General features: G+C 70.1%; 15 protein-coding genes. 11 read left to right on the top strand and 4 right to left on the bottom strand.

Annotation, left to right across the window (positions count from 1 at the left end; translation table 11 throughout):
- Nucleotides 1-105: 105 nt before the first annotated feature.
- The 7 genes from mtrA to secA all read left to right on the top strand — a co-directional run bounded on the left by mtrA (nucleotide 106) and on the right by secA (nucleotide 9,880).
- Nucleotides 106-786 carry an MtrAB system response regulator MtrA gene (gene mtrA / locus BSP109_RS10460; protein ID WP_101600527.1) on the top strand — a complete coding sequence of 227 codons (681 nt, stop codon included), beginning with the start codon at nucleotides 106-108 and terminating at the stop codon, nucleotides 784-786.
- A 22-nt stretch (nucleotides 787-808) separates the two neighbouring features.
- Complete coding sequence (gene mtrB, locus BSP109_RS10455) at nucleotides 809-2,545, top strand: MtrAB system histidine kinase MtrB (protein WP_101600473.1); 1,737 nt, start codon at nucleotides 809-811, stop codon at nucleotides 2,543-2,545.
- The gene (locus BSP109_RS10450) at nucleotides 2,499-4,250 is read left to right on the top strand and encodes an LpqB family beta-propeller domain-containing protein (protein WP_087004898.1); all 1,752 of its coding nucleotides are present in this window, start codon (nucleotides 2,499-2,501) and stop codon (nucleotides 4,248-4,250) included. Before mtrB ends, BSP109_RS10450 begins: the two co-directional genes overlap by 47 nt.
- A 2-nt stretch (nucleotides 4,251-4,252) precedes the next feature.
- Nucleotides 4,253-5,020, top strand: coding sequence for a ComF family protein (locus BSP109_RS10445; protein WP_101600469.1), 768 nt, complete (start codon nucleotides 4,253-4,255; stop codon nucleotides 5,018-5,020).
- A gap of 124 nt (nucleotides 5,021-5,144) precedes the next feature.
- Nucleotides 5,145-5,831, top strand: coding sequence for a ribosome hibernation-promoting factor, HPF/YfiA family (hpf, locus tag BSP109_RS10440; RefSeq protein ID WP_101600468.1), 687 nt, complete (start codon nucleotides 5,145-5,147; stop codon nucleotides 5,829-5,831).
- Between the two features lie 140 nt (nucleotides 5,832-5,971).
- On the top strand, nucleotides 5,972-7,090 hold the full coding sequence (locus BSP109_RS10435; protein ID WP_257944652.1) for a winged helix-turn-helix domain-containing protein: 1,119 nt from the start codon (nucleotides 5,972-5,974) through the stop codon (nucleotides 7,088-7,090).
- A 54-nt stretch (nucleotides 7,091-7,144) separates the two neighbouring features.
- Nucleotides 7,145-9,880, top strand: coding sequence for a preprotein translocase subunit SecA (secA, locus tag BSP109_RS10430; protein WP_101600466.1), 2,736 nt, complete (start codon nucleotides 7,145-7,147; stop codon nucleotides 9,878-9,880).
- Between the two features lie 44 nt (nucleotides 9,881-9,924).
- On the opposite strand, the gene BSP109_RS10425 is transcribed toward secA, so the two are convergent.
- Together BSP109_RS10425 and BSP109_RS10420 are read right to left on the bottom strand one after the other, a co-directional pair.
- Nucleotides 9,925-10,293, bottom strand: a complete 369-nt coding sequence (locus BSP109_RS10425) for an Rv3235 family protein (protein WP_143275810.1) — start codon at nucleotides 10,291-10,293, stop codon at nucleotides 9,925-9,927.
- 179 nt (nucleotides 10,294-10,472) lie between these two features.
- Nucleotides 10,473-11,201: a LysM peptidoglycan-binding domain-containing protein gene (locus tag BSP109_RS10420; RefSeq protein WP_101600465.1), complete on the bottom strand. Its 729-nt coding sequence runs from the start codon at nucleotides 11,199-11,201 to the stop codon at nucleotides 10,473-10,475.
- Nucleotides 11,202-11,347: 146 nt separating this feature from the next.
- Here BSP109_RS10420 and BSP109_RS10415 point away from each other — a divergent pair, with 146 nt between their 5' ends.
- Nucleotides 11,348-11,947 carry a hypothetical protein gene (locus BSP109_RS10415; protein ID WP_146001127.1) on the top strand — a complete coding sequence of 200 codons (600 nt, stop codon included), beginning with the start codon at nucleotides 11,348-11,350 and terminating at the stop codon, nucleotides 11,945-11,947.
- Nucleotides 11,948-11,961: 14 nt separating this feature from the next.
- Here the strand turns inward: BSP109_RS10415 and BSP109_RS10410 are convergent, their stop codons facing one another.
- Nucleotides 11,962-12,180, bottom strand: a complete 219-nt coding sequence (locus tag BSP109_RS10410) for a helix-turn-helix domain-containing protein (RefSeq protein WP_087004873.1) — start codon at nucleotides 12,178-12,180, stop codon at nucleotides 11,962-11,964.
- A gap of 107 nt (nucleotides 12,181-12,287) precedes the next feature.
- Here BSP109_RS10410 and BSP109_RS10405 point away from each other — a divergent pair, with 107 nt between their 5' ends.
- From BSP109_RS10405 to BSP109_RS10395, 3 genes are read left to right on the top strand one after another with little or no spacing between them, the layout of a single operon-like run.
- A complete protein-coding gene (locus tag BSP109_RS10405; protein WP_101600462.1) occupies nucleotides 12,288-12,977 on the top strand; it encodes a hypothetical protein in 690 nt (229 codons plus the stop codon).
- Nucleotides 12,974-14,233: a chromosome partitioning protein gene (locus BSP109_RS10400; RefSeq protein WP_101600460.1), complete on the top strand. Its 1,260-nt coding sequence runs from the start codon at nucleotides 12,974-12,976 to the stop codon at nucleotides 14,231-14,233. The genes BSP109_RS10405 and BSP109_RS10400 overlap by 4 nt, the downstream gene beginning before the upstream one ends.
- A 4-nt stretch (nucleotides 14,234-14,237) precedes the next feature.
- On the top strand, nucleotides 14,238-14,708 hold the full coding sequence (locus BSP109_RS10395; RefSeq protein ID WP_087004864.1) for a hypothetical protein: 471 nt from the start codon (nucleotides 14,238-14,240) through the stop codon (nucleotides 14,706-14,708).
- Here the strand turns inward: BSP109_RS10395 and BSP109_RS10390 are convergent.
- Complete coding sequence (locus tag BSP109_RS10390) at nucleotides 14,640-15,188, bottom strand: DUF2505 family protein (protein WP_087004861.1); 549 nt, start codon at nucleotides 15,186-15,188, stop codon at nucleotides 14,640-14,642. The genes BSP109_RS10395 and BSP109_RS10390 overlap by 69 nt on opposite strands.
- Nucleotides 15,189-15,258 lie beyond the last annotated feature (70 nt).

Genomic DNA, 15,258 nt, shown 5'->3' with positions numbered 1-15,258 from the left:
CACCATCCTGCCATGAGCACCCGACGACGCGCGTTCCAGACTTCCTGAAGGTTCCATCGCGGGTCCTGTGCGCCGATGGCCGCGACGTTTGGAACAATGGACGGCATGAATGCACGCATCCTGGTGGTCGATGACGATACGGCGCTCGCGGAGATGATCGGAATCGTCCTCAAGAGTGAGGGCTTCGAACCGGAGTTCTGCGCAACGGGCGACGGCGCCATCGAGGCGTTCCGCGCGATGCGGCCCGACCTCGTCCTGCTTGACCTCATGCTGCCCGGGAAGGACGGCCTGGAGGTCTGCCGTGAGATCCGTGCCGAAGCCGGCACGCCCATCATCATGCTCACGGCGAAGTCCGATACCGTCGACGTCGTCGCGGGGCTCGAGGCGGGGGCCGACGACTACGTCCCCAAGCCCTTCAAGCCGAAGGAGCTCATCGCCCGCGTCCGCGCCCGCCTGCGCCTGACGGAGCCCGCGGCCCCGGAGGTCCTCCAGGTCGCCGATGTGACGATCGACGTCGCCGGGCACCAGGTCACCCGAGCCGGCGAGCCGATCTCGCTGACACCGCTCGAGTTCGATCTGCTCGTCGCGCTCGCGCGCAAGCCGTGGCAGGTGTTCTCGCGCGAGATCCTCCTCGAAGAGGTGTGGGGATACCGCCACGCAGCGGACACGAGGCTCGTCAACGTGCACGTCCAGCGGCTGCGGTCGAAGATCGAGAAGGACCCGGAGAACCCGGAGATCGTCGTGACGGTCCGCGGCGTCGGCTACAAGGCGGGACAATCGGCGTGAGTCCCGACTGGAGTGCGCTCGGATGAGCCGGGCCCCGGCGGTCGCGGGGGTCCTCGCTGCGACCGGCCGCGGCATCGCGGACCTCACGCGCTGGCTCGTCTCGCTCTTCTCGCGGTCCCTGCAGGTCCGCATCGTCGTGCTCACGGTCGTGCTCACGCTGGTGGCCATCTTCGGCGTCGGCACCTACATGACGCAGGTGATCGCCCGCGGACTGTTCGAGTCGAAGCTGTCCGTCGTCTCCGACCAGACGAACACCTACGTCGCACAGATCGAGTCCGTGGCATCCGAGGAGGATCTGGGGGAGGCGCTCACGGTCCAGCTCCAGAGCATGTTCTCGCGCTCGCCGTCACCGCTGCGGTCGATCAGCCTCGAACCGCGCGATGCGAACAGCAGCGTGCTGCCGGTCACCGTGCTCGACACCGTGCAGGGCTCCCCCCGCGTCGAGGAGCTGCCGGAGGACTTCCGACAGCAGGTCTCGGATTCCGTCGCGGATCAGCAGCGCTACACCTCGATCAACCTCGCGGAGAGCGGTGAGATACCAGGACTGGTGGTCGCGCAGCCGCTGTCGGTGCCCGGCGCCGGTCAGTTCGACCTCTATGTCATCGCCGACCTGTCGGAGGAGCAGGCGACGCTCGACTTCGTGACCCGCGCCGCCGCCGTCGCCGGCGTCGTGCTCGTCGTGCTCGTGGGTGCGGTCGGTCTGCTCGTGTCCCGACTCGTGGTGACCCCTGTGAGGACGGGTTCCGAGGTCGCCCGCGAGATCGCCGACGGGGACCTGGACCGCCGCATGCCGGTGACCGGTCGCGACGAGCTGTCCCAGCTGGCGCAGAGCTTCAACGACATGGCGGACAGCATGCAGGAGCAGATCCTGCGGATGGAGCGGCTGTCCGTCCTCCAGCGGCAGTTCGTCTCCGACGTGTCGCACGAGCTGCGCACACCGCTGACGACGATCCACATCGCCTCCGACATGCTGTACGAGTCGCGCGACGAGTTCGATGCGTCGGCCCGACGCAGTGCAGAGCTGCTGAACTCCCAGGTCGACCGGTTCGAGCAGCTGCTGGGCGACCTGCTGGAGATCTCCCGCTACGACGCCGGCGCCGCCGAGCTCGTCGTGCATCCGCACGATCTGCGGGAGATCGTCACCGGTGTCGTCGAGACGGTGATGGTCGTGGCGGACCGGTCGGGATCGCAGGTCCGGGTGCATGCGCCCACGGCTCCCGTGATGGCCGAGCTCGACCGCGTCAGGATCACCCGCGTCGTGAGGAACCTCGTGGTCAACGCCATCGAGCACGGCGACGGGCGCCCGATCGACGTGCACCTCGGATCGAACGCAGAGGCTGCGGCGGTGAGCGTCCGCGACCACGGGATCGGCATGAGCACCGAGCACGTCGAGCACGTCTTCGACAGGTTCTGGCGTGCCGATCCATCCCGCAAGCGCACTCTGGGGGGATCCGGCCTGGGGTTGGCGATCGCGCTCGAGGACGCGCACCTGCACGGCGGCTGGCTGCAGGCGTGGGGCGAGCTGGGGGAGGGGTCGTGCTTCCGACTCACGATCCCGCGTCGCGACGGCCAGGCGATCACGACCTCGCCGCTGCCGCTCCCGCCTGCGGACGCCGCGCCCCGCGCCGCGCTCGTGGCAGGGCCGACGAGCTCCGACGGGTCGGTGCGCATCCAGACCGGCAGCATCCCGATCGTCGTCGAGGCGAGTGCGGATGAGCAGGGAGAGGGAGCACGAACGGGGGACGAGCACGATGTGTGAGAAGCGGGGGCCGCTGGCAGCACTGGTGGCGACGCTGCTCGTCCTGAGCGGCTGCGCGTCGATTCCGAGCTCCGGCGAATCGGGCGTGATCGACGTCCAGGACCGTCCGGAGCGGGTCCAGTCGGAGGTCGAGCCCGAGGGCCCTGTCGAGGGCGCCGACCCGAACACCATCGTCCGCGGGTTCCTGGCGGCCGGTGCGGGCTACTCCGACGACTTCGCGGTGGCGCGGTCGTTCCTCACGGACGACTTCGCGAATGAGTGGGACCCGCAGTCGAACGTGGTCATCATGCCGCCGGGCGACGACTTCGACACGGTCACGGCAGAGGTGTCCTCAGACCAGCAGAGCATCTCCATGAGCGTCCCCGTCGCCGCGTCGCTCGACAGCCAGCGCGTCTACCGCGAGGAGCGCGGCGGCTCCGAGGCCGACCGCGAGTTCTCGCTGCGGCAGGTGAACGGCGAATGGCGGATCTCCTCCGCTCCCCAGGGGCTGGTCCTCACCTCCTCGTCGTTCACGACCGTCTACGATTCCTACCCGCTGTACTTCTACGCGCCAGGCTTCGACTACCTCGTCGCCGACCCCCGGTGGTTCGTGCGGTCCCCGGCGGCCGCGACCGAGGTGATGACGGAGCTCCTCGCCGGCCCCGCCGATTACCTGGGCGGGTCGGTCATCTCCGCTCTGCCCGACGGGACCCGGCTCGAGCCGCACTCCGTCACGGTGTCCGGGGGCATCGCCCAGGTCGGACTCGACGAGACGGCGCAGGGACTCGACGAGGAGACGGATGCCCGCATCCTCGGCCAGGTGTCCGCAACGCTTCGCGGCCTGTCCTCGACGAACGCGATCGAGGTGACGACGCCGGCGGGCAGCCTGGACGCCCCGCCCGGCGACAGCGCGCCCATCGGCGTGCCGATCGATGCGCGCCCGGTGCTGATCGCGGACGGAACCCTGGCCCGTCTGGACGAGACGCGGGTCGAGCCCATCCCGGACCTCCCGGAACTGGGCGACGACCCCACCGACCCCGCCGTCTCGATCGACGATTCGACCTTCGCGTACCTCGCGGACGAGGGCCGCGAGCTGCACCGCATCCTTCCCGGCGGTGACGGCGACGCGATCGTCCTGACCGATGACGACGGTCTCACCGGCCCGAGCTTCGACCGCTACGGGGGCGTCTGGACGGCCTCCCGTGAGCAGGGGGACTCCGGTCACGTCACCGTGGTCCTCGCATCGGGCGACGCCGTCGACGTCTCCGTCCAGTGGTTGGCGAATCGCACCGTGGAGGCGCTGCGGGTGTCCCGCGACGGGACCCAGATCGCGGTGCTGTCCCGGAACGGGACCGGCGCACCTAGCATCGACGTGATCGGCATCAACCGCACCGCCGAGGGCATTCCCACCGGTGTCGTCCCGTCTGCGCCGCTTCGGGTGGGCGCGGGCTTCGAGAACATCGTGGACCTGTCCTGGGCGGGGTCCGCGCAGCTGGCGGTCCTCGCGGCGGACGCAGCCGGTGAGGAGCCGCAGCCCTACCTGGCTCCGGTCTCCGGTCCCGCCCAGTCGCTGGGCGACGTGCGGGGCGGATCCTCGATCACCGCGAGCTCCGATGCGCGCTCGATCCGGGTGAGCACCGAGGACGGCGAGCTGTTCTCCTTTGGAGCGGACACCTGGCAGAAGGTCGTCGACCTCGTCGTCCACGATCCCGCCTACCCGGGCTGATCGTGGACGGGGCACCGCGTCGACCGCGGTTCGTCCGCAGACTTGGGGCCGTCGGTCACGAACTGCTCGACCTCGCCCTGCCGCGGACCTGTGCGGGCTGCGGGGTGGAGACCGTGAGTCTCTGCGGCCCGTGCCTCACGCACCTGGCGCCTGCGACGCGCACGGTCGTGCCGCGCTACGGGCTGCTGCCCGTCGCCGGGGCGGGGGAGTACACCGGCACGCTGCGCAGCGTCATCGTCGCGCTCAAGGCGCGGCGGCGGACGGACGTCGTCCCGGTGGTCGGCATCCTGCTGGCGGCGGCGATCGCGCATGCCCTCGAGGAGTCCGGCTACGCGGGCGGCGACGTGGCCGTCGTCCCCGTCCCGGCCTCGGCGGCGGCGCTGCGCGAGCGCGGACGCGACCTCGTCGGCGACCTCACGGCCCACGCCTGCGGACTGCTCGCCGAGGACGGGCTGGACATCCGGCCGGCGCACGTGCTGACGGTCGTGCGCCACCGCGACCAGGTGGGGTCCGGCGCGCGGGAGAGGCGGCGCAACGTCGCCGGCACGCACGCGCCGCGCCGCGACCGGGGTGGTGGCGGAGGATGGGAGCGGGTGAGGTCCGCCGCGCACGTGGTGATCGTGGACGACGTGCTCACGACCGGGTCGACACTCGCGGAGGCGACGAGGGCCCTGAACGAAGGGGGAGCGCAGGCGGTGGTGTGCGCGGTCATCGCGGTGACCGAGGACGGGCGCGCCGGGCACGACGAGGGGGCTGCCGGCTCCGTCTGAGACGTATGACGCGCCAGTGTGATCTGGACTTCATTCGGCGTTCACGATGGTGTTCAATGGAGTGTACCCATCCACCGAATGGGTACGGAGCGATCCGTGAAGCGATTCGCCAAGGAGAGACACCATGAACGTCGTAGTGAAGGGCCGCCACCAGGCCGTTTCGGACAGCTTTCAGGCCCACGCCGCGGAAAAGGTCTCAAAGGTCGAACAGCTCTCTCCCCGTGCGCAGGCCGTCGAGGTCCAGCTCAGGCACGAGAACACGAAGAACCGCGAAGAAGAGCAGCGCGTCGAGATCACCGTCTTCCAGAAGGGCCCGGTGCTCCGTGCGGAAGCCGCAGCGGATGACAAGTACGCGGCACTCGACCTCGCATGGGCCAAGCTGCTCGAGCGACTGCGCCGGACGAAGGACCGGAACAAGGTCGCGCGGTCCGGGCACCGCCGCAAGAGCTCCACGGGTGAAGCACTCGCAGCGATGCCGGTCATCGATCCGCTCGTCCCGGAGGACGGCTCTGTCGCAGAGCCCCACGACGGATCCGCGAACGGGGTCCCGGACGCGTCCGACCAGACGAACGGCCGCATCAGGGCCGAAGGCGATTCGCCGGTCGTCCTGCGTGAGAAGCGCTTCCCGGCGCAGCCGATCGGCATCGAGGAGGCCCTGAACCGCATGGAGATGGTCGGGCACGACTTCTACCTCTTCATCGACGAGGAGAATGAGCAGCCGTCCGTCGTGTACCGCCGGAAGGGCTGGAGCTACGGCGTCATCGCCCTGGACGAGACGATGTCTCCCGACAGCGCAGAGGTCCCGTCCTGACGACGACCACGAGGGGTCGCACGCCGACCCTGTCGACGGAGGCGGCGAAGCGCATCGCGCTCGCCGCCTCCGGCTTCGACCGGCCGCGTCCCCGGGCCCCGCACGCGGGCCACCTGCGCCGGGTGTTCGATCGGCTGTCCGTGGTCCAGATCGATTCAGTCCAGGCGGTCACCCGGTCCCACTACCTCCCCTTCTTCTCCCGCCTGGGCCCCTATCCGCGCTCACGTCTCGACTCCCTTCTCCATGAGGCGCCGCGCATGGGCGTCGAGTACTGGGCGCACGAAGCGGCCTACGTGGCGCCTGCGACGGTGCACGCGTTCCACCGCCGCCGGGCGGAGTGGTTCATCCGGGACTACGGGCAGCGGGATCCCGAGCACGGAGCGGACTTCGTCGCACTCATGGAGGCGCTCGTCGTCGAGCTGGCGGAGGGGCCCGGCACCGCGCGCGCACTGGCGGACCGCGTGCCGCACTCGCTGCCCGAGCACGACCGGGATCACTGGGGATGGAACCCGTCGCGCACGAAGTCCGCGCTCGAGGCGCTGTTCCGCGCGGGGAGGATCGCGTGCTCGGGGAGGACGCCCCAGTTCGAGCGCGTCTACGCGCTGTCCGCTCACACGCACCCGGAGCTCCCCGCCCCCGACCTGGTGTGGGGGACGGCGGATGATCCGGACCTGGGCATCCGGCCGGGACCGGGGCGGATCCGCCCCGGGGTGACGGGGCTCGAGGACGATGCCGTGTCGCTCGTGCGACTGGCCGGACCGGCTCTGGGGATCGGCACCGTCGACTGCTTCGCGGACTACTTCCGCCTGCCCCAGGCGACGACGCGCCGGGCCATCGAGGCGCTCACGCAGTCGGGCGAGCTCCAGGAGGTGTCCGTCGACGGGGTCCGCGCCTGGCGCTGGCACGAGGCGGTCGCGCCGCGGGCCGTGCGGGCGACGGCGCTGCTGGCGCCCTTCGATCCGCTGGTCTTCAACCGCCGGCGCATCCGCTGGCTGTTCGGCTTCGACTACCGCATCGAGATCTACACCCCTGCCGACTGGCGGAGGTACGGCTACTACGTCATGCCGTTCCTCCACGACGAGGCGCTGCGCGCACGGGTCGATGTGCGGGCCGTGCGCGATGAGGGGACGCTGCGGGCGGCGGTGCATATGGAGCCCGGCGAGGACTGCGGAGCGGCCGTCCAGCAGGAACTGCGGGAACTCGCAGGGTGGTTGGGGCTATCTGAAGTCGAGGTCCTGCCGCCCGGGCAGATATGCTGAGAGGCGGATTTCAGACTGTGGACCGCGTGGGAGCATGCGGGGCGAAGGAGAATCGTGGCGAACCTGCTCGAGAAGCTGTTGAGGACCGGCGAGGGCCGCACGCTCAAGAGGCTGCGCACCTATACGGCCGCGATCAACAACCTGTCCGAGGAGTTCGAGGCGCTGTCGGACACAGAGCTCCGCGAGGAGACCGACCGCTTCAAGAAGCGCTACCAGGACGGCGAGACGCTCGACATGCTGCTGCCGGAGGCATTCGCCGCCGTGCGCGAAGCCTCGGCCCGCACCGTGGGCCTGCGCCACTTCGACGTGCAGCTGATGGGCGGAGCCGCCCTGCACCTGGGCAATATCGCAGAGATGAAGACGGGTGAGGGCAAGACGCTCGTCGCCACGCTCCCCGCCTATCTCAACGCGCTCACCGGCAAGGGCGTGCACATCATCACGGTGAACGACTTCCTCGCCGACTACCAGTCGAACCTCATGGGCCGCGTCTTCCGCTTCCTCGGCATGGAGACCGGCTGCATCAAGGCGCAGATGAGCAATGACGACCGCCGCAAGCAGTACGCCGCGGACATCACCTACGGCACCAACAACGAGTTCGGCTTCGACTACCTCCGCGACAACATGGCGTGGTCCGTCGACGAGATGGTGCAGCGCGGGCACAACTTCGTCATCGTCGACGAGGTGGACTCGATCCTCATCGACGAGTCCCGCACACCGCTCATCATCTCCGGACCGTCGGAGGGCGACGCGGACCGCTGGTACGGCGAGTTCTCACGGGTCGTCAAGCGGCTGAAGGCCGAACGGGACTACGAGGTCGACGAGAAGAAGAAGACGATCGGCATCCTGGAGTCCGGCATCGACAAGGTCGAGGACTACCTGGGCATCGGCAACCTCTACGACTCGGACAACACCCCGCTCATCAGCTTCCTCAACAACGCCATCAAGGCGAAGGAACTCTTCACCAAGGACAAGGACTACGTCGTCATGGACGGCGAAGTGCTCATCGTCGACGAGCACACGGGCCGCATCCTCAAGGGGCGCCGCTACAACGAGGGCCTCCACCAGTCGATCGAGGCGAAGGAGGGCGTCGAGGTCAAGGCGGAGAACCAGACGCTCGCGACCATCACCCTGCAGAACTACTTCCGCCTGTACGACAAGCTCTCCGGCATGACGGGCACCGCGGAGACCGAGGCCGCCGAATTCATGGCGACCTATCAGCTGGGTGTCGTGCCGATCCCCACGAACCGGCCGATGCAGCGCGTCGACCACTCGGACGTCGTGTACAAGCACGAGAAGGCGAAGTTCAACGCGATCGTCGACGACATCGCCGAGGCCCACGAGGGCGGGCAGCCCGTGCTGGTCGGCACGACCAGCGTCGACAAGAGCGAGTACCTCTCCAAGCTGCTGGGGAAGCGCGGCATCCGGCACGAGGTCCTGAACGCGAAGAACCACGCGCGGGAGGCCGCGATCGTCGCGATGGCGGGCCGCCGGGGTGCCGTCACTGTCGCGACGAACATGGCCGGCCGCGGTACGGACATCATGCTGGGCGGCAACGCCGAGTTCCTCGCCGTGGCGAAGATGGAGGCCAAGGGCCTCGACCCCCGGGAGGACCCGGAGGCGTACGAGGCGGCATGGCCGGATGTCCTCGCAGAGGTCGAGAAGGACGCGAAGAAGGAGGCCGAGGAGGTCCGCGAAGCGGGCGGCCTCTACGTGCTCGGCACGGAGCGCCACGAATCGCGTCGCATCGACAACCAGCTGATGGGCCGTTCCGGGCGTCAGGGCGACCCCGGCGACAGCCGGTTCTACCTGTCGCTCACGGACGACCTCATGCGGCTCTTCGGATCGGGCGCGGCGGAGCGGATCATGTCGATCGCGAACGTTCCGGACGATGTGCCGCTCGAGGCGAAGATGGTGTCCCGCGCCATCCAGTCCGCGCAGAACCAGGTCGAGGAGCGCAACGCGGAGCAGCGGAAGAACGTGCTCAAGTACGACGATGTCCTGAATCGCCAGCGCAAGGTGATCTACCAGGAGCGTCGTCGCGTGCTCGAAGGAGCGGACCTCGCCGAGCAGATCCAGAAGTTCCGCGATGAGGTGCTCGATGAGTACGTCACCGCGGCGACGGCCGGACCGCCGGACGCCTGGAAGATCGACGAGCTGTTCGAGGCCCTGGAGAGGCTCTACAGCCCGTCGTTCACGGCAGAGGAGCTCATCGAGGACGCGAACGGCACCACGGGACTCACGCGTGAGAAGATCCGCTCCGAGGTCCAGTCGGACGCGGACCTCTTCTACGATCGCCGTGAGGAGCAGCTGGGTGAGGAGGCGACCCGTGAACTCGAGCGTCGCGTCACCCTCTCCGTCATGGACAAGCGCTGGCGCGAGCACCTGTACGAGATGGACTACCTGAAGAACGGGATCGGGCTGCGCGCGATGGCGCAGCGAGACCCGCTCGTCGAGTACCAGCGCGAGGGCTTCGAGATGTTCACCGCGATGCAGGAGGGCATCAAGGAGGACGTCGTGCGTCTGGCGAACACGCTCGAGGTGAAGGTGAAGAGGCCGACCGCGGCTGTGGGCGCGAAGGGCTCCGGCGCTCAGCTGGGCGCCGGGGCGTCGAACGGCGAGGCCGGCGGGGGAGTCTCCGTGGAGGCCGAGGAGCTCAAGCCGAAGAAGCCGCATCTGCACCTCAGCGCTCCGGATGAGTCAGGCGGTGTGAACGAGAGCGACGACGAGGCGGCGGCCGGTGACGCTCCGACGAACCGTGCCGAGCGTCGGAAGCGCAAGCGCGGCGCCTGACAGGAGCAGGCCGGCCCTGGGCATGGGCGCAGGGTGCAGAGGGCTCAGATGCTGAGGAACTCGCTGAGTCGCCAGCGCGACCTCCGTCGCTCCATCCGCAGTGCGAGAGCTCGCGGGCGCCTGGTCGTCCGTACGACGAGGGAGATCTCCACGATGGAGTCGGCCACCTCGCAGAGCCGTGCGACGGAGACCCCGATGGGCCGATCGGCGTGGGGGTTGCCCTGCGCCAGCGCGCTGCGGACCCGGGTGTGCTCGACGATCCGCTCGTAGAGGGATCCTTCGACCCATCGTTCGACGGACTGGGCCGCGCGTGCGCCTACGAGCACCTCGACCAGTGCGGTCGCCAGCGCCGGTGCCATGGATGTCAGCAGCGCGCGATCCTCGGCGGCCAGCGGGCTGTCCGAAGCGGGCACGGCCCCGGCAGTGGTCGTGACTGTGCGAGGTTCCGCGGAGGCCGGTCGCGCTGCCACAGGGTGCGGGTGCGCACGCGGCCTCACGAGACTGAGCACGGGAGCGTCCTCCTCGGCCGGTGGGGAAGCAGGTGGGGCGCCCACGGCGGAACGCACTTGGTGGTCGGTGTGGGGTGCGGCGCTCATGGCAGCACCAGGCGCTGGCCGGGGAGGAGCAGGTTCGCGTCGTCGCCGATCGTCGCTCTGTTCGCGGCATGGATCTCCTCGACCCGATCCGTCAGCTGCGGCGCCGCAGCTGACGGCAGGTCGTCGGCGACGATCTGCCACAGGGTGTCCCCGGAGGAGACGATGTGGAACTGGCCCTCGTCGTCGGCGTGACCACCATGACCACCAGCGTCTTCACCGGAGTCTTCCCCCGCATCCGCACCGTCTGAGAGCGGCCACGCGGGGTCCTGCGCTCCCTCCGCTCCCGGCCCGGGTGTCAGGGGCCAGGCCGGCGATGACGATGCAGGCGGCGACTGCTGCGCAGCCGGTGACGACGGTGCGGCCGCCGCCGCCGGCGAGGATGATGCGGCCAGTGACGGCGCTGTGAGCCCGACGACGGAGAGGGACCCGCCCACGGCTGCGGCGACGATCGAGCGGATCGCCAGGGGAGCGGCACGCAGCGCGGCCGCACGGAGGGGGACAGCGGCCAGGCCGCATGCTCGGCACAGGCGCCAGGCGAGGACGAGATGCACGGAGAGTGCAGTCCGCGTGCCCGCGAGGACGGCCGCACCTCCGGCGATCAGCAGCAGAGCGGCTCCGGCATCCCCGGACAGCGCTTCTGCGCCGAGTTCCCGGACCGAGGCCAGGAGCAGGATCGTGCCCGCAGCGTGGGCGAGGGCGAAAGCGGTCAGACGGCGCAGTCCCATGTGCACTCCTTCGTGGTGGATGCTCAACGATAGCAAAGAGCATCAAATGCATCAATAGATCAAACAGAGCCTCGATGTGCGTGCACTGCTCCCTAAAGAGGAGCAGAAGAGTGCAGGCGGTGTGATCCCCGTGGCATACTGCGGATATGGGAAGACGAGTGGGCGTCGCCGATGACGCCGATGACAGATTCCTCCGCCTCTTCGAGGACCTGGAGGCGCAGGCGTCGGGCCGCGATCTGCATGAGCGTCTGGGCGAGTTCTCCGACCTCGTCGCGGGCGAGGCGGCGGACCACGCGCTCGCGGACCGCCTGGCGGGTGCGGTGGGACACCGCATCGTCGTCTCGACCGCCGGAGTCCGCTTCGCCGGCCGGCTGGAGACCGCGGCGCAGACCTGGGTCCTCGTCGCGCTCGACGGGGGCGGGGAGGTGCTCGTCTCTGCGGCGCACATCGACGATGTGCGGGTCGAGTCCTGTTCCCATGCGCAGCCGCAGGAGAAGCTGTCGATCGCGTCGCCGCTGCGCCGGTGGCGGGCGGAGCAGATCCCGTGCGCGGTCGCCACCACCAGTGCGGCCGGGGGTGTCCGGACGGTCGTGGGTCGGCTGGACCTGGTGGCCGAGGACTACGTCGAGATCACCGAGTCATCGGGACGTGACTCCGCCCGGAGCCCCGTGGGTGCTCCGGGCGGAGGTCTGCTCGTGCCGATCCCGGCGATCGCGTACGTGCGACCGGAGAAGAGGATGCTGTGACGGCGGGTGCCGCGTCAGTCCGCGGTGCCCGCGTCGACGTCCGCGCGGACCTCTGCGTACATCCGCTGGATGTAGTCCTCGAGCTCCGTCTTCTCCACGCGCCACTGACCGCGACCGCCCACCTTGATGGCGCGGAGGTCGCCGGACCGCACGAGTGCACGGGCCTGTGCGACGGACACGTTGAGGACCTCGGCGACATCGGTGAGCGGCAGGAAGCGGGTTTCAACAGCCATGAGGAGTCCTTTCGCGTCATGAGCACGCTGATTGGTGCCGGTGACGGCCAAATAATATCACTTGATGCAATTACATGCACTGACGTGCGAACAGCTGGAGGCGCGAGATGAGCCATTCGTCCACCCCCGCGGCAGCGCCGCGAGCACGCCGACTCACGCGTCCCCGGTGGCGCGATCCGCGGCTGCTCATCGGCGCGGTCCTCGTGCTGGTGTCGCTCGTGGCGACGACGACACTCGTGCGGGCGGTCGCGGAGACGACGCGGGTGTGGGCCGCTGCGGAGAATCTGGTCCCCGGCGGTGAGCTCACCGCGGACTCGTTCGTGCCGATCGAGGTGAAGCTCCCTGCATCGGAGGGCGAGTACATCTCCGCGGACTCGCACATCGAGCCCGGCACGACGGTCCGCGCAGTCGTGGGTGCCGGAGAGCTCATCCCCGTCTCCTCGCTCGTCGCGCTGTCCGACATGTCGGGACGCGTCGTCTCCGTCGACGTGTCCTCCGCGCTGCCCGCGGCAGTGGCATCCGGCAGCCGCGTCGACGTGTGGGCGACCGACGCGCGCGCCGCCGAGGTCGAGGCCCCGGACGCGATCCTCGAGGGCGTCGACGTTCTGTCGGTGGATCGCGGCGGCGGGGACTTCACGTCCCCCGGCGCAGCCCGCATCGAGGTCTACGTGCCCGACGGACGGATCGGGGAGGTCGTCCGCGCCCTGGCGACCGGTCATCACATCTCCGTGGTCGTGGTCCCCGATGGGCGCTCCGCCGACGGTGCGGATGCGGAGCCGACGGAGGTCGCCCCGTGATCGATGTGGTCGTCGCCGTGGACGTCGAGTACGAATCGAGCGTCGTGGCCGCAGTCTCGTCACTGCCGGACGCGCAGGTGGTGCGCCGCCCGGCGGACGAGGTCGAGCTCCTGGCGCTGGTGGCGGGAGGGACCGGCCACGTCGTCGTCCTGTCCCGCTGGTTCCCGGGCATCGACGCGGACGTCGTGGCGCGCATGCTCGAGGCCGGAGCTCGGATCGTCGGCTTCGGCCAGGACGAGGCGCTCTTCGCACGGTGGGGGATCGTCCACACGCTGGCGCCCGGTGCGGCACCGCAGGAGACCGGAGCCGTCCTGCGCGACTGCGCCGATGCGGTCCAGGCGCCGCCCCGGCCGACCGCCCCGCCGGTGCCGGACGGGCCGGCGACCCCCGAGGGCTCCGTGACAGCGGTGTGGGGGACCGGTTCGTCTCCGGGCCGCTCGACGATCGCTCTGGTCACCGCGCACCTCCTGGCGCGCACGGTCGGCCGCACGACGCTCGTCGATGCGGACACGGTGTCGTCGTCGCTCACCCCGGCACTGGGCCTGCTGGATGATGCCCCGCAGCTCGCGGCCCTGTGCCGCCTGGTGGTCAGCGGCGCCGCCCATGACGCGCCGGCGATCGCAGAGCGGCTGGTGGAGGTCGAGCCCGGGTTCGAGGTCGTCACCGGACTCAGTCGTGCCGACCGGTGGCCGGAGATCCGGGCGGGAGTGCTGGCCGACGTCCTCGATCGCCTGGCGGCCCGCGCGGAGCACGTGATCGTCGATGTCTCCGACCGGATCGACCCCGACGACCCCTACGCGGACCCCCACTACGACCGCCATCAGGCGACCCGGGCGGTGCTCGACCGGGCAGACCACATCGTGCTCGTCGCCTCCGCTGACCCGATCGGCCTCCAGCGTCTGGTCCGCCTGCTCGAATCGGACCGAGCCGCCCGTCATGCCGATCACCTGACCGTCCTCGTCAACCGTGTGAGGGCCTCCGCCGTGGGCCCGGACCCGGAGACCCGGATCCGCTCCGTGCTCCGGCGCTTCGCCGGGGTCGAGGAGATCGTGCTCGTCCCCGATGACCGGACCACGGTGGACGCGGCCGTGCTCGCGGGACGGTCACCGCTGGAGGTGACGCGGCGATCGCCCCTCGTCACGACCCTGGACGCGGACCTGCTGCCGCGACTGCCCGGGCACACGGCCCGCCGGACGCGCACCCGCCGTCGTCCCGGCCGGTCGCGCACGCGGGTCGCGAAGCCGGTGCGACAATGAGGCCATGATCCGTGCGTATGCCCCCTTCACCGGCCAGACGTTCGCTGCGACCTGGCCGATCGGCGACCCCGTGACCGTGTTCGCTCCCGGCCCCCAGGAGCGGCGGCTGACAGGTGACGACCTGGAGCTCGGAGAGTACCGAGCGATGTCCGCGGCCGCGGCGAGCGTGTCCGACGAGGCGCTGCGAGCCGGTTCTCCGCGGGCCGTCGTCGCCGTCGACCTGCCGGAGGACGCACTGTCCGACGCCGCCGAGGTCGTGGCCGGCGTGGTCATGGGCACGGCGACGATCGATCCCCTGCGGACGGCCAGCGTCCACATCGACGACCCGGAGGGCTTCGCCGCACTGCCGGAGGACCGGGACGCCGCGCTCGCCGCGCTCGCCGATTCGGACCTCCTCTGGTTCGACTCAGCGGAGATCGGCCAGCTGGTCGAACTTCTCCGACAGCTGGGAGCGGACGACGGGCTCGAGCGCTGACTCGACCATCGGGCCGAAGAGCGGGACGGACGATTCGACCTCCGTGCGAGCACTGAGGGTCGACCCGGCGCCCTCTGCGGCACGCGTCGACGCCGGCTCGGCCACGTCAGCGCTGTCCGTCGGGTCCGCAGCAGCGGCAGTCGGATCCGCGGCCGGCGCAGTCGGGTGGGCGGTCAGCTCGACCCGCACCATGACGGGTGCCCCCGGGACCGTCACCGTGAGGTGGGCGGACTGCGGGGAGCCGGCCGGGGCCTCGGCGGCGGTGTGCACCTCCATCCGCAGGACGGCGTCCGCAGGGACGAAGCGGGACAGGGAATCGGGTATCGACTGCGCTCCGAGCGGGAACGACACGGTGAGCGCGTCGTCCGCAGTCGACTCGATGACGCCGTCCTGGCCGCGCCACGTCGTGGGGTCGAGCAGACCCGTGCGCAGCCGTGCGGGTGACAGTGCCGAAGCGCCCGTGAGGGTGAAGGACTTCATGGACGTCAAGTCTGCCTCATGGGCATAGAGTGGGCCACGTGCTCACCGTCGAGCACGCCGCACCGCTACA

Source organism: Brevibacterium sp. Mu109 (genome assembly GCF_900169375.1).
Taxonomy (GTDB): domain Bacteria; phylum Actinomycetota; class Actinomycetes; order Actinomycetales; family Brevibacteriaceae; genus Brevibacterium; species Brevibacterium yomogidense_A.
Note: the sequence above shows the minus strand (reverse complement) of the source record. Positions and strands in the feature narration are given on the sequence as shown.

What these genes read in the sequence shown, in the direction of transcription:
- mtrA (WP_101600527.1), top strand. Translation starts at nt 106, where the DNA reads ATGAATGCACGCATCCTGGTGGTCGATGACGATACGGCGCTCGCGGAG.
- mtrB (WP_101600473.1), top strand. Translation starts at nt 809, where the DNA reads ATGAGCCGGGCCCCGGCGGTCGCGGGGGTCCTCGCTGCGACCGGCCGC.
- BSP109_RS10450 (WP_087004898.1), top strand. Translation starts at nt 2,499, where the DNA reads ATGAGCAGGGAGAGGGAGCACGAACGGGGGACGAGCACGATGTGTGAG.
- hpf (WP_101600468.1), top strand. Translation starts at nt 5,145, where the DNA reads ATGAACGTCGTAGTGAAGGGCCGCCACCAGGCCGTTTCGGACAGCTTT.
- BSP109_RS10420 (WP_101600465.1), bottom strand. Translation starts at nt 11,201, where the DNA reads ATGGGACTGCGCCGTCTGACCGCTTTCGCCCTCGCCCACGCTGCGGGC.
- BSP109_RS10415 (WP_146001127.1), top strand. Translation starts at nt 11,348, where the DNA reads ATGGGAAGACGAGTGGGCGTCGCCGATGACGCCGATGACAGATTCCTC.
- BSP109_RS10410 (WP_087004873.1), bottom strand. Translation starts at nt 12,180, where the DNA reads ATGGCTGTTGAAACCCGCTTCCTGCCGCTCACCGATGTCGCCGAGGTC.
- BSP109_RS10405 (WP_101600462.1), top strand. Translation starts at nt 12,288, where the DNA reads ATGAGCCATTCGTCCACCCCCGCGGCAGCGCCGCGAGCACGCCGACTC.
- BSP109_RS10395 (WP_087004864.1), top strand. Translation starts at nt 14,238, where the DNA reads ATGATCCGTGCGTATGCCCCCTTCACCGGCCAGACGTTCGCTGCGACC.
- BSP109_RS10390 (WP_087004861.1), bottom strand. Translation starts at nt 15,188, where the DNA reads ATGAAGTCCTTCACCCTCACGGGCGCTTCGGCACTGTCACCCGCACGG.